This window comes from Flavobacterium sp. WC2509, assembly GCF_052683105.1.
This window is the reverse complement of the sequence record NZ_JBQZFG010000001.1, coordinates 2,493,475-2,506,460: the sequence shown is the minus strand read 5'-3', so window position 1 is coordinate 2,506,460 and position 12,986 is coordinate 2,493,475. Positions and strand designations below refer to the sequence as shown.

General features: G+C 34.8%; 13 protein-coding genes. All 13 read left to right on the top strand.

Annotated features, from left to right (window positions below):
• Nucleotides 1-45: 45 nt before the first annotated feature.
• Nucleotides 46-576, top strand: a complete 531-nt coding sequence (locus ACUN3A_RS10435) for an NADH-quinone oxidoreductase subunit NuoE family protein (RefSeq protein WP_445551234.1) — start codon at nucleotides 46-48, stop codon at nucleotides 574-576.
• A 1-nt stretch (nucleotide 577) separates the two neighbouring features.
• A complete protein-coding gene (gene nuoF / locus ACUN3A_RS10430; protein WP_445551233.1) occupies nucleotides 578-1,945 on the top strand; it encodes an NADH-quinone oxidoreductase subunit NuoF in 1,368 nt (455 codons plus the stop codon).
• A gap of 17 nt (nucleotides 1,946-1,962) precedes the next feature.
• Nucleotides 1,963-2,994, top strand: a complete 1,032-nt coding sequence (locus tag ACUN3A_RS10425) for a 2Fe-2S iron-sulfur cluster-binding protein (protein ID WP_445551232.1) — start codon at nucleotides 1,963-1,965, stop codon at nucleotides 2,992-2,994.
• Nucleotides 2,995-2,996: 2 nt separating this feature from the next.
• On the top strand, nucleotides 2,997-4,049 hold the full coding sequence (nuoH, locus tag ACUN3A_RS10420; RefSeq protein WP_445551231.1) for an NADH-quinone oxidoreductase subunit NuoH: 1,053 nt from the start codon (nucleotides 2,997-2,999) through the stop codon (nucleotides 4,047-4,049).
• 122 nt (nucleotides 4,050-4,171) lie between these two features.
• Nucleotides 4,172-4,717, top strand: coding sequence for a NuoI/complex I 23 kDa subunit family protein (locus ACUN3A_RS10415; RefSeq protein ID WP_445551230.1), 546 nt, complete (start codon nucleotides 4,172-4,174; stop codon nucleotides 4,715-4,717).
• Nucleotides 4,717-5,226: an NADH-quinone oxidoreductase subunit J family protein gene (locus tag ACUN3A_RS10410; RefSeq protein WP_111409550.1), complete on the top strand. Its 510-nt coding sequence runs from the start codon at nucleotides 4,717-4,719 to the stop codon at nucleotides 5,224-5,226. The genes ACUN3A_RS10415 and ACUN3A_RS10410 overlap by 1 nt, the downstream gene beginning before the upstream one ends.
• The gene (gene nuoK / locus ACUN3A_RS10405; RefSeq protein ID WP_100432422.1) at nucleotides 5,226-5,546 is read left to right on the top strand and encodes an NADH-quinone oxidoreductase subunit NuoK; all 321 of its coding nucleotides are present in this window, start codon (nucleotides 5,226-5,228) and stop codon (nucleotides 5,544-5,546) included. Before ACUN3A_RS10410 ends, nuoK begins: the two co-directional genes overlap by 1 nt.
• Nucleotides 5,547-5,552: 6 nt before the next feature.
• Nucleotides 5,553-7,436 (top strand): NADH-quinone oxidoreductase subunit L, encoded by a 1,884-nt coding sequence (gene nuoL / locus ACUN3A_RS10400; RefSeq protein ID WP_445551229.1) that lies wholly within the window; start codon nucleotides 5,553-5,555, stop codon nucleotides 7,434-7,436.
• A gap of 9 nt (nucleotides 7,437-7,445) precedes the next feature.
• Complete coding sequence (locus ACUN3A_RS10395) at nucleotides 7,446-8,885, top strand: complex I subunit 4 family protein (RefSeq protein ID WP_445551228.1); 1,440 nt, start codon at nucleotides 7,446-7,448, stop codon at nucleotides 8,883-8,885.
• A gap of 151 nt (nucleotides 8,886-9,036) precedes the next feature.
• On the top strand, nucleotides 9,037-10,407 hold the full coding sequence (locus tag ACUN3A_RS10390) for an NADH-quinone oxidoreductase subunit N (RefSeq protein WP_445551227.1): 1,371 nt from the start codon (nucleotides 9,037-9,039) through the stop codon (nucleotides 10,405-10,407).
• Nucleotides 10,408-10,668: 261 nt separating this feature from the next.
• Complete coding sequence (locus ACUN3A_RS10385; RefSeq protein WP_445551226.1) at nucleotides 10,669-11,112, top strand: ArsR/SmtB family transcription factor; 444 nt, start codon at nucleotides 10,669-10,671, stop codon at nucleotides 11,110-11,112.
• A gap of 94 nt (nucleotides 11,113-11,206) precedes the next feature.
• A complete protein-coding gene (locus ACUN3A_RS10380) occupies nucleotides 11,207-11,923 on the top strand; it encodes a DsbA family oxidoreductase (protein ID WP_445551225.1) in 717 nt (238 codons plus the stop codon).
• Between the two features lie 10 nt (nucleotides 11,924-11,933).
• Entirely contained in the window at nucleotides 11,934-12,914 is a 981-nt protein-coding gene (locus ACUN3A_RS10375) for a Gfo/Idh/MocA family protein (protein ID WP_445551224.1), read from the top strand.
• Nucleotides 12,915-12,986 lie beyond the last annotated feature (72 nt).

Here is a 12,986-nt window from a genome sequence, read left to right as displayed (position 1 = left end):
CCAAAACATTTAAAATTTAGAATTTAAAATTCAAAATAATACAAAATGGAACGTAAACATTACAAACAAGAAATAAATATGACTGAAGCATTGATGTCCCGCATCAATGAATTAATCAGCCATTACCCTGAAGATAAAAGAAAATCAGCTTTACTTCCCGTTTTACATGAAGTTCAAGACGCTCACGACAATTGGCTGAGCATTGAACTGCAAGATAAAGTTGCCGAAATTTTACTAATCAAGCCTGTAGAAGTATACGAAGTAGTAACTTTTTACACGATGTTTAATCAAAGGCCTATTGGTAAATATATGTTTGAATTTTGCCAAACTTCTCCTTGCTGTTTGAACGGCGTAGAGGATTTAATGGATTATACCTGTGAAAAATTAGGCGTTCCAGTTGGAGAACCTACAGCTGATGGTCTTTTTGAAGTAAGAGGAGTTGAATGTTTAGGTGCTTGCGGATATGCTCCAATGATGCAATTGGGTGATTTTTACAAAGAACATTTGAATAAAGAAAAAATCGATCAGTTAATAGCTGATTGCAAAGACGATAAAATAATATTACACGATAAATAATATGTCACAAAAAATATTATTAGATAAAATCAATATTCCAGGAATCAAAACCTACGAAGTGTATCGTCAAAACGGCGGTTATGCTTCTGTAGAAAAAGCTCTAAAAACCTTAACACCTGATGAAGTAGTTGAAGAAGTTAAAACTTCTGGATTACGTGGCCGTGGCGGTGCAGGATTCCCTGCTGGGATGAAATGGAGTTTTATTGACAAAAAATCAGGAAAACCAAGACATTTGGTTTGTAATGCTGATGAGTCTGAACCTGGAACTTTCAAAGACCGCTATTTGATGGAATACATTCCTCACTTATTAATTGAGGGAATGATTACTTCCAGTTATGCTTTAGGCGCTAACCTTTCGTATATCTACATTCGTGGAGAATATATGTGGGTTTACAAAATTTTGGAACGTGCTATCGCCGAAGCAAAAGCAGCGGGCTGGTTAGGAAAAAATATATTAGGAACTGGTTATGATTTAGATTTGTATGTACAAATCGGTGGTGGAGCCTACATTTGTGGAGAAGAAACCGCGTTAATCGAATCATTGGAAGGAAAAAGAGGAAACCCTCGTATCAAACCGCCATTTCCAGCAGTTTCAGGTCTTTGGGCTAATCCAACTGTGGTAAATAACGTAGAAACTATTGCAACTGTGCCATGGATTGTAAATAATTCGGGGGCTGATTATGCTAAAATTGGTATCGGAAGATCTACAGGAACCAAATTAATTTCAGCTTCTGGACATATCAAAAACCCAGGTGTTTATGAAATTGAATTAGGATTAAGCGTTTATGAATTCATGAACTCTGACGAATATTTGGGAGGAATGAGTTCTGACCGCCCATTGAAAGCATTTGTGCCGGGAGGAAGTTCAGTTCCAGTTTTACCAGCACATTTAATTTATAAAACTGCAGCAGGCGAAGATCGCTTGATGTCATACGAATCCTTAAGTGATGGTGGTTTTGCTACTGGATCTATGCTGGGTTCAGGAGGATTCATCGTATATAACGACACCTCTTGTATTGTTCGCAACACTTGGAATTTCTCTCGTTTCTACCACCATGAAAGCTGTGGCCAATGTACTCCTTGTAGAGAAGGGACAGGCTGGATGGAAAAAGTATTGCATAGAATTGAAAACGGACACGGACGCGAAGAAGATATCGACTTATTATTGAGTATTCAAAGCAAAATTGAAGGAAACACAATTTGTCCTCTTGGTGATGCAGCAGCTTGGCCAGTGGCCGCGGCTATTCGTCACTTTAGAGATGAGTTTGAATACCATATTCGTTTCCCGCAAAAAATAAAAAACAGAGACCATTTTGTTGCTGAACCTTTTGAAAAAGTAAAGCACTTAGTTTCTAAAGAAATAGTATAAAGAAAGAATTTCAGACAATGAAAGTAACGATAGACGGTCAAGAAATTGAAGTAGAAGCAGGAACAACGATCTTGCAGGCTGCACGTATGATTGGTGGGGAAGTTGTTCCGCCAGCGATGTGCTATTATTCTAAGCTAAAAGGAAGCGGCGGAAAATGCCGTTGTTGTTTGGTGGATGTAACCAAAGGAAGCGATGCTGACCCAAGACCAATGCCAAAACTGATGGCTTCTTGCGTAACAGGATGTCAGGACGGAATGGAAATCGCCAGCAAAGCATCTCCAAGAGTTCAGGAAGCAAGAAAATCGGTAACGGAATTTTTGTTAATCAATCACCCATTAGATTGCCCTATTTGTGATCAAGCTGGAGAATGCGATCTGCAAAACTTAAGCTTCGAACACGGAAAATCAGAATCAAGATTTATTGAAGAAAAAAGAACTTTTGAACCGGAAGATATTGGTCCAAATATTCAACTTCACATGAATCGCTGTATTTTATGTCAAAGATGTGTGCAAGTTGCAGATCAATTGACAGACGATCGTGTTCATGGAGTAATGGATCGCGGTGATCATGCTAATATTTCTACTTGTATTTCAAAAGCCATAACTAATGAGTTTTCTGGAAACATGATTGATGTGTGTCCAGTTGGTGCTTTAACTGATAAAACTTTTAGATTCAAATCTAGAGTTTGGTTCAACAAGCCTTATAACGCGCATAGAGAATGTACAACACCAGGATGTTGCGGTAAAACAACGGTTTGGATGTTTGGAGGAGAAATTCAAAGGGTAACTGGCCGTAAAGATGAGTTCCATGAAGTTGAAGAATTCATTTGTAACACTTGTCGTTTTGACAAAAAAGATGTTGCTGACTGGATTATTGAAGGACCTCGTGAATTTGAAAAAGATTCAGTTATCAATCAAAACAATTATACTCAAAAATTAGAAAAAGTAGAAATAGCTACTGAGAAAAATATTCTTTTGGGTAGAGACCAAGATCGTAAAAAAATAAGTATGGCCTCAAATCCATTGGATACTAACACTAATAAATCTTAAAAATGGATAGTACATTTGTTATAGAAAAAGGTGTGTTTATAGTAGTAATTTTTGCTCTTACTATGTTGATGGCTATGTATTCTACATGGGCAGAACGTAAAGTTGCCGCTTGGCTGCAAGACAGAGTTGGACCTAACAGGGCTGGACCTTGGGGATTGCTTCAGCCGCTTGCTGATGGAGGAAAATTATTTGCAAAAGAAGAATTTTTTCCAAATACTCCTAATAAATTTTTATTTGTTGTTGGACCAGCGATTGCAATGAGCACCGCTTTGATGACTAGTGCGGTTATTCCTTGGGGAGATAAATTACACTTATTTGGAAGAGATATTCTGCTACAAGCTACAGACGTAAATATTGCTATATTATACGTTTTTGGAGTAGTTTCATTAGGGGTTTACGGCATCATGATTGGTGGCTGGGCTTCGAATAATAAGTTCTCTTTGATGGGAGCTATTAGAGCAGCATCACAAATGGTTTCTTATGAGGTAGCAATGGGATTATCGATAATCGCTTTGACTATGATGACAGGAACTTTAAGCTTAAAAGAAATTTCAATTCAGCAATCAGAGTGGCATTGGAATGTTTTGTACCAGCCACTAACTTTCTTGATTTTCCTGATTTGTTCTTTTGCTGAATTAAACAGAACTCCATTTGACTTAGCGGAATGTGAATCGGAATTAATTGGTGGTTATCATACGGAATATTCTTCGATGAAAATGGGATTCTATTTATTTGCCGAATATGCAAATATGTTTATTTCCTCTACTATTATGGCTGTCTTGTTTTTTGGCGGATACAACTATCCAGGAATGGGATGGGCAGTAGAACATTTGGGAGTAAATATTGCAAACGTAATTGGAATGATGGCGTTGTTTGCTAAATTATGCGGTTTTATTTTCTTCATCATGTGGGTTCGCTGGACAATACCGAGATTTAGATATGATCAATTGATGCACTTGGGATGGAGAATTTTGATTCCGCTTGCTATTGCAAATATTATGATTACTGGAATTGTGCTTTTGAGAAGTGAAATTGCTGTTTATTTCGGATTTTAATAGAACCAAAACACGATGTTAACTGGGACTAGCCCTGATAGAAGCGGCATCCTTTTATTTTTTCCTTTAAAAAATAAAAGATACAGCGCATAGCAGGATTAGCTACAAATAAAAAATATAAAATGTCAATAGAAACTATATCCTTATCGGGAAGAAAAAAAATGGTCTCCAATAAAGAGATGACTTTTTTGGAACGCATGTATCTGATTGCGATTGTAAAAGGTTTAGCCATTACTATAAAGCACCTTTTTAAAAGAAAAGCAACGATTCAATATCCTGAGCAGGTTCGTGTGATGAGTCCTGTGTATCGCGGACAGCACATGCTGAAACGTGATGAACAAGGTCGTGAAAACTGTACTGCCTGCGGATTATGTGCTTTGTCTTGTCCTGCTGAAGCTATTACAATGAAAGCGGGAGAACGTAAAGCGGATGAAAAACATCTTTACAGAGAGGAAAAATATGCTGAAATATATGAAATCAATATGTTGAGATGTATTTTTTGCGGACTTTGTGAAGAAGCTTGTCCAAAAGATGCTATTTACTTGACTATTTCTAAAGAATTGGTTCCTGCTAGCTATGAAAGAGAAGATTTTATTTTTGGAAAAGACAAACTGGTTATGCCTCTAGAAATGGCAATGAAAAATACTCAACTTAAAAACGCTAACTAATGTCAACAGTACTTATTCTATTTTGCGTATTGTCTGCAATTACATTGCTAACAGCATTTTTAACTATTTTTAGCAGAAACCCTATACATAGCGCTATCTATTTAGTGATTTGTTTTTTCTCTATAGCAGGACATTATTTATTATTGAACGCCCAGTTTTTGGCCATTGTGCATATCATTGTCTATTCGGGAGCGATCATGATTTTATTACTCTTTACCATCATGTTGATGAATCTTAATGAAGCTGATGAAGTTCATAAGCCAAGATTCACACGATTGGGTGCTATTGTTTCCTTTTGTTTGGTTTGTTTGGTTTTGATAAAAATCTTTATCAACTCAAAACCTATTGTAGAATATGATTATACGGGCGAGGATTACCAATCGATAAAAGTACTCGGAAAAGCATTATTGAATGAATATATGGTTCCATTTGAATTTGCTTCCATCTTATTATTGGTCGCGATGATTGGAACTGTGTTATTGTCTAAAAAAGAAAAATTAGAAAAATAATGAACAATATTTTAACTCAAATTGGTATAGAGAACTATATCTTCCTATGTGTAACGCTTTTTTGCATTGGTATTTTTGGAGTTTTATACAGACGTAATGCGATCATTGTATTTATGTCTATTGAAATTATGCTGAACGCTGTTAACTTATTGTTTGTGGCTTTCTCAACTTACCACCAAGACACGCAAGGTCAAGTATTCGTATTTTTCTCAATGGCTGTAGCGGCTGCCGAGGTTGCGGTTGGACTGGCTATTTTAGTTTCGATATTTAGAAATATTGGATCAATTAGCATCGATAATTTAAAAAACTTAAAAGGATAAATGGCAATGGATACCAATTTAGCTTTAGTCTTACTATTAACTCCTTTTTTAGGATTTTTAATTAATATTTTCTTCGGAAAAGCTCTAGGGAAGTCGATATCAGGGATTATAGGAACACTTTCAATAGTGATTTCCTTTGCTGTTGCGATTTACTTTTTTCTTCAAATTAATCAAACCAAACAAGCTATAAACATTCAGTTATTTGATTGGATTCAGATTAGTAATTTCAATGTGAGTTTTGGTTTTTTATTGGACCAATTATCTATTTTATGGTTGCTTTTTGTAACAGGAATTGGATCATTGATTCATTTATATTCTATCAGCTACATGCATGATGATGAGAATATGCACAAGTTTTTTGCTTATTTGAATCTTTTTATCTTCTTCATGATTTCATTGGTAGTTGGAAGCAATTTATTGGTAATGTTTATTGGCTGGGAAGGAGTTGGACTTTGTTCTTACTTATTAATTGGATTTTGGCATAAAAACCAAGATTACAATGATGCTGCCAAAAAAGCTTTTATCATGAACCGTATTGGGGATTTAGGATTGCTTATCGGTATATTTATCTTAGGAAGTTTATTCTCTACATTGGATTTTGCCACTTTGAAAACTGCTATTGAAGGAGCCTCAAATGTTGATACGCTTTGGTTAAGCATTGCTGCTTTAGCTTTATTTATTGGAGCTTGCGGTAAATCCGCACAAATTCCATTATACACTTGGTTGCCTGATGCGATGGCAGGACCTACTCCGGTTTCTGCATTAATCCACGCTGCTACGATGGTTACTGCTGGTATTTTTATGGTAACTAGAATGCATTTCTTATTTGACTTAACACCAGAAATACAAACAATAATTGCCGTAGTAGGAGGTGTAACTTCATTGGTTGCCGCTACTATTGGTTTGGTTCAAACAGACATCAAAAAAGTACTGGCCTACTCTACTGTTTCCCAATTGGGTCTAATGTTTTTAGCTTTAGGTTTTGGTGCATACGAAGTAGCCGTATTTCACGTAATCACTCACGCATTCTTCAAAGCATGTTTATTCTTAGGATCTGGATCTGTGATTCACGGATTGCATGGAGAACAAGATATGCGAAAAATGGGCGGATTGAAAAAAGCAATGCCAATCACTTTTTGGACAATGCTTATTTCATCATTAGCCATTTCGGGAGTTCCTGTATTTTCAGGTTTCTTTTCTAAAGATGAAATCTTGATGACAGCTTTCCACCATAACATTCCTCTTTGGGTTGTTGGATCTGTAGCATCTATAATGACTGCTTTCTATATGTTCCGATTAATGTTCTTAACTTTCTTTAAAGAATTTAGAGGAACTGAAGAGCAAAAGCATCATTTGCATGAAAGCCCTGCTTTAATCACTTTCCCTTTAATCATATTGGCTATTTTAGCTACTATTGGAGGTGCAATCAGTTTGCCTGGCAATAGCTGGCTGAATGAATATTTAGCTCCTCTTTTTGCGAAAGCAACATCAGAAGAACATGGATTAGGAACTACCGAATATATCTTGATGGCAATTGCTGTTGTTGGCGGATTAGTTGGGATTGCAATTGCTTATGCTAAATACATTAAACAAGACCAAATACCTGATGAAGATGCTGCAATAACTGGAGTTACAAAAGTGCTTTACAACAAATACTATGTTGACGAATTATATGATTCTATTTTTGTTTCTTCTATCAACGGATTATCAAAATTCTTCAGAGACTATGTAGAAACTGGAATTTCATCTCTAGTTTTTGGATTTGGAAAAGTGACTAGCGAACTTAGTTACCAAGGTAAAAAATTGCAGAATGGAAGTGTTGGACTATACCTATTTGCTTTTGTTTTAGGCATGTGTGCCATTATTTCTTATTTATTTCTAGCTCAATAATTATATACTATGAACGTATCTCTAATATTAATCATCCTTTTAGTTGGCGCATTTGCAACTTATTTAGCTGGTGACAAGCTCGCTTCAAAAGTGGCATTATTTTTCGGGTTGGCTTCTTTGGGTTGCTCAATTGTTTTATTAAATCATTTTAATTTAGGAGAAAACATTAGCTATATAAGCCAATGGATTACTTTACCTAAAGTTTCTTTCGCATTACAAGCAGATGGTTTGTCAATAGCTATGGTTTTATTGACAACTGCCTTGACTCCTATTATAATCTTATCTTCTTTTGGCAATGATTTCAAAAATGCAAAAGCGATTTATGCTTTAATATTATTCATGTCTTTTGCAATGACAGGAACTTTCTTGGCAAGCGACGGACTTTTATATTACATCTTCTGGGAATTATCTTTGATTCCTATTTACTTTATCGCCTTGATTTGGGGCAACGGAGATGCTGAAGAACGCAAAAAAGCTGTCGTTAAATTCTTTATTTACACACTTGCAGGTTCATTATTCATGCTAGTTGCATTTATTTATATGTACCAAAAAGCAGGAAGCTTCCTAATCGAGGATTTATACAAATTAAACTTAACAGTTAACGAACAAAAATGGATTTTCACAGCATTCTTCTTAGCTTATGCTATTAAGATTCCTTTGATTCCTTTTCATACTTGGCAGGCGAATGTTTACCAAAAAGCACCAACTCTTGGAACTATGCTTTTGTCTGGGATTATGCTAAAAATGGGATTGTACAGCCTTATCCGCTGGCAATTGCCTTTGACTCCATTAGCTATTAAAGAATACATGTTTATATTCGCCGGAATTGGTATTGCAGGAGTAATTTATGGTTCTATTGTTGCGTTGAGACAAAAAGACCTAAAAAAATTATTAGCTTATTCATCTCTTGCTCACGTTGGATTAATTGCTGCCGGAACTTACACTTTAACCCTTGATGGTTTTAGAGGAGCTGTTTTACAAATGATTGCTCACGGATTTGTGGTTGTCGGTTTGTTTTTTGCTGCTGAAATCATCTTCAGAAGATACGAAACCAGATTAATTGCAGAAATGGGAGGTATCCGTTCTCAATCTCCAAAATTCACTTCTATGTTTTTGATTATGGTATTGGCTTCTGTGGCTTTACCAAGCACTTTCAACTTTATTGGAGAATTTACAGTTTTATATAGCCTTTCTCAAATCAATATTTGGTTTGCCATTTTAGGAGGAACGACTATCATTCTGGGAGCTTATTATATGCTAAAAATGTTCCAGCACTCTATGTTGGGAGAAACCAATACAAAACTATTTGCTGATGTCACTTTCTCTGAAGGTTTGACAATGGTGATCATTATTGCGGTATTGTTTTTCTTTGGAATGTATCCAAAACCAATCAACGATTTGATTACGCCAAGTCTTGAGGTTATTTTGAAAGTAATAAACAAAGCGTAGAAATTCGGTTTTAGAATGAAGATTAACGATTTCAGATATTAATCTTTCAAGTATAAAAAATAAACTATAATAAAATAAATTAGGTCAAAACGAGATTGCCATTGTTAACTTATCAGTGATAAATCTAAAATCCTAAATTAAAAAATAAAAAATGACAACATTAATAGCTATAATAGGATTAGGTATTTTATGCCTTATATTTGAAATCTTTGATTTTAGAAAAGCAATTATTCCAATAACAGTAATTGGATTATTAGCTATTCTAGGACTTACTGTTTCCGAATTTAATTCGCCTGAGAATTACTATAACAATATGATTGTTGTAAGTAAATTTTCGGTTGCATTTTCTAGCCTATTTATTGTCTTGACATTATTTTTGGTGACTTTGGGACATAATTTTTATGAAAATCATCAAAGCAAACTTTCAGATTTTATTGCTATAAAAATATTTTTATTGGCTGGAGCTGTTGCTATGGTTTCTTTTGGGAATCTTGCTATGTTCTTTTTAGGGATCGAAATATTATCTATATCTCTTTACATACTTGCTGCAAGCGACAGAACCAAAGTTAAAAGTAATGAAGCTGGTATGAAATACTTCTTGATGGGTTCATTTGCATCTGGAATTATTTTGTTTGGAATCTGTATGATTTATGGTGCGATGGGTTCATTTGATATTATTGAAATTAGTGAGATGTCACAATCCGCTGAGTTGCCAATTTGGTTTCCAATTGGAATTGTTTTACTGACTATTGGAATGCTGTTTAAAATCGCAGCAGTTCCATTCCACTTTTGGGCTCCTGATGTTTATGAAGGTTCTCCAACTCTAACGACTGCCTTGATGAGTACTTTGGCAAAAGTTGTTGCCATTGCAACTCTTTATAAATTATTATCCAGTATGCATGCCGATATCAATTACTCATTTCAGATCGTTGTCGTAGTTATTTCGATTCTTTCTATGACTGTAGGTAATATCATGGCATTAAGACAAGTCAATGTAAAACGTATGCTAGCATTCTCTGGTATATCTCATGCAGGATTTATGTTAATGACTTTATTAAGCTTATCAACTTCTGCAGGAAGCTTATTGTATTACGCTTCAGCATATTCTCTAGCTGGTATTGCTGCTTTTAGCGTTATTTTATATGTGTGCAAGAACAGAGATAATGAAGATATTGTAAATTTCCATGGTTTAGGCAAAACTAATCCATTATTGGCAGCTATCTTAACGGGATCATTGCTTTCAATGGCTGGTATTCCAATTTTTGCAGGTTTCTTTGCTAAATTGGTTTTGTTTAGTCAAACTATTCAAGCAGGTTATTTAGTGGTGATTATATTTGCTGTTATCAACTCTATTATAAGCGTTGGCTATTACTTTAAACTAATTTTAGCAATGTACACTAAAGAGCCAAACGAAGCCCGAACAGGAAAACCATTCTTGATTTATGCCGTTGCTGTTGTTGCTATTTTATTAAATATTATCATAGGATTGTTTCCTTCATTAGTTTTAGATTTATTAGCATAAAACATATTCAAATTTAAATAGTAAGGCCAGCTAGATTTTAAAATTTAGCTGGCCTTACCATTTTATAAAAAAGCAACAATTTTTAATCGATAGCTATTTCTTCTAAATTAACTCAAAACTTAAAAACTAATTTCAATTCAATAATTTCACTTTAATCTTATCAAATTTATCGAATACAAAACCTCTTTTTTAAAGAAATCATAACAAGGCTTGATATATCAAATATAATCGCTAAATTACGATATGAAATAAATGAGAGTTATGGGAACTACTAAACACTTAGATTTCGATCAAGAAACAAATGCAATCGCAGAAATCTGCAAAGCTTTGGGACATCCTACACGGATGCAAATCATGACACTATTATGGAATAAAAACAACAGAACCTGCGGTGAAATTGTTTCTTTGATTCCATTAGCTCAATCCACTATTTCCAAACATTTATTAGAATTAAAAAAAGCGGATTTATTAAATGTAAAGAATGTCGGAAAAAAAACGATCTACTCTATTGAAGTAGAAAAAATACAAATTCTCAAGAAGTACTTAACCAATTATTTATCTAACAAATTACTTTCCAAAGAAGCAGAAATTGCCATACTTCCTCCAACTCCAAAAATCAAGAAGAGAGATAAATTACATTTAAAGGATTTAAACTATCAATTTCCCAATAAAAAAAATGACTCGGCCCAAAGCAATATGGAGTAATATTATAATAAAAACTTAAAGTGTGAAGGGTACGAAATTCAATTTTGTAATTTCGTGTTTTATATTATTTGGCTATCCCAATAAAAAAATTACAATGAAAAATCAATTGAAAATACAAATCTGGTCAGATATTATGTGTCCATTTTGTTATATAGGAAAAAGAAAAATTGAAGAAGCACTTTCGCAATTCGAAAATAAAGATTCTGTTGCCATCGAATGGAAAAGCTTTCAATTGGATCCAAGTTTTGTTGCAACACCTAATGAAAACATTGCAGATCATTTGGCTGAAAAATATGGAAGAGATATTGATTGGGCACAGTCAACACTAGAAAACATGACTGAAAATGCTAAAAAATCAGGATTGGAATTTCATTTTGAAAAATCAATTTTAGCTAATTCATTAAATGCACATCGCTTAATGCATTTAGCTAAAAAATATCAGTCATCTAACGAGTTAAAAGAACAGCTTTTCAAAGCTTATTTAACCAATGGACAAAATGTAAACGATTGGGATATGCTACAAGAAATTGGAGAAAAAATAGGATTACCTATCGAAGAAATCAAAGAACTTAAAACTACTAACATCTATACAAATGAAGTTAGACAAGACCAACAAGAAGCACAAAGTCTTGGAGTAACAGGAGTTCCATTCTTTGTATTCGACAATAAATACGCTGTATCTGGAGCTCAAGCGACTGATGTCTTTTTGAAAACTTTAGAAAAAACATGGGAAGAGGGTAATTTTAATACTCCAATTCAAATACAAAACCCAACCGAAGCCAATAGTTGCGGCATAGATGGTTGCGATTAATTCCAAAAACATGACCGAAATAACCAAAACCCTACGCTGGGGAATCATAGGATGTGGCAACGTAACCGAAGTAAAAAGTGGTCCTGCCTATCAAAAAACAGCTGGCTTTACTATTGAAGCAGTAATGCGTAGAGATCCAGAAAAAGTGGCAGATTATGCAAAACGCCATGGTATTAAGAAGTATTATACAGATGCCGATGCTTTGATTAATGATCCTGAAATTGATGCTGTATATATTGCGACACCACCTGATACACATAAATTTTATGCATTAAAAGTAGCCGAAGCAGGAAAACCATGCTGTATCGAAAAACCATTGGCTCCAACCTATCAAGAATGTTTAACCATTACTGAAGCATTTGAAGCAAAAAACATTCCTGTATTTGTTGCTTATTACAGACGCACGCTCCCAAAATTTGAGCAAGTCAAAAAATGGATTGATTCAAAAACTATTGGTGACGTCAGACATATCAGATGGCATTTAAGCAAGCCCACAAGCAATCAAGATCGTTCTGGCGAATACAATTGGAGAACTGATATAAAAATCGCAACAGGAGGCTATTTTGATGATTTGGCTAGCCACGGACTAGATTTATTCATTCATTATCTTGGCCCAATAAAAGAAGTTTCAGGAATTAGCTTAAATCAACAAGGACTATATACTTCCAAAGATGCCTGTGTGGCAAACTGGATTCATGAGTCTGGCGTAACAGGAAGCGGAAGCTGGAATTTTGGAACGTTCGAACGCGAAGATGTAGTTGAAATTTATGGCAGTGAAGGGAAAATAACGTTCTCCGTATTTGAAAACGATCCTTTAGTCCTAAAAACCGCTACAGGCGAATCCACTCATAACATACCTCATCCCGAAAATATTCAATTGCATCATGTGGAGCAAATGCGTGATCAGCTGTTAGGAAACTCTAAACATCCTTCCAACGCATTCACGGCGGCACATACTAGCTGGGTAATGGATCAAATTATTGGAAACTAAATACAAAAGCTAAAAAACAGAGATAGACACAAATTAACTATCTCTGTTTTTTTTTAATTATAAGACTTATTA

What these genes read in the sequence shown, in the direction of transcription:
- ACUN3A_RS10435 (WP_445551234.1), top strand. Translation starts at nt 46, where the DNA reads ATGGAACGTAAACATTACAAACAAGAAATAAATATGACTGAAGCATTG.
- nuoF (WP_445551233.1), top strand. Translation starts at nt 578, where the DNA reads ATGTCACAAAAAATATTATTAGATAAAATCAATATTCCAGGAATCAAA.
- ACUN3A_RS10425 (WP_445551232.1), top strand. Translation starts at nt 1,963, where the DNA reads ATGAAAGTAACGATAGACGGTCAAGAAATTGAAGTAGAAGCAGGAACA.
- nuoH (WP_445551231.1), top strand. Translation starts at nt 2,997, where the DNA reads ATGGATAGTACATTTGTTATAGAAAAAGGTGTGTTTATAGTAGTAATT.
- ACUN3A_RS10415 (WP_445551230.1), top strand. Translation starts at nt 4,172, where the DNA reads ATGTCAATAGAAACTATATCCTTATCGGGAAGAAAAAAAATGGTCTCC.
- ACUN3A_RS10410 (WP_111409550.1), top strand. Translation starts at nt 4,717, where the DNA reads ATGTCAACAGTACTTATTCTATTTTGCGTATTGTCTGCAATTACATTG.
- nuoK (WP_100432422.1), top strand. Translation starts at nt 5,226, where the DNA reads ATGAACAATATTTTAACTCAAATTGGTATAGAGAACTATATCTTCCTA.
- nuoL (WP_445551229.1), top strand. Translation starts at nt 5,553, where the DNA reads ATGGATACCAATTTAGCTTTAGTCTTACTATTAACTCCTTTTTTAGGA.
- ACUN3A_RS10395 (WP_445551228.1), top strand. Translation starts at nt 7,446, where the DNA reads ATGAACGTATCTCTAATATTAATCATCCTTTTAGTTGGCGCATTTGCA.
- ACUN3A_RS10390 (WP_445551227.1), top strand. Translation starts at nt 9,037, where the DNA reads ATGACAACATTAATAGCTATAATAGGATTAGGTATTTTATGCCTTATA.
- ACUN3A_RS10385 (WP_445551226.1), top strand. Translation starts at nt 10,669, where the DNA reads ATGGGAACTACTAAACACTTAGATTTCGATCAAGAAACAAATGCAATC.
- ACUN3A_RS10380 (WP_445551225.1), top strand. Translation starts at nt 11,207, where the DNA reads ATGAAAAATCAATTGAAAATACAAATCTGGTCAGATATTATGTGTCCA.
- ACUN3A_RS10375 (WP_445551224.1), top strand. Translation starts at nt 11,934, where the DNA reads ATGACCGAAATAACCAAAACCCTACGCTGGGGAATCATAGGATGTGGC.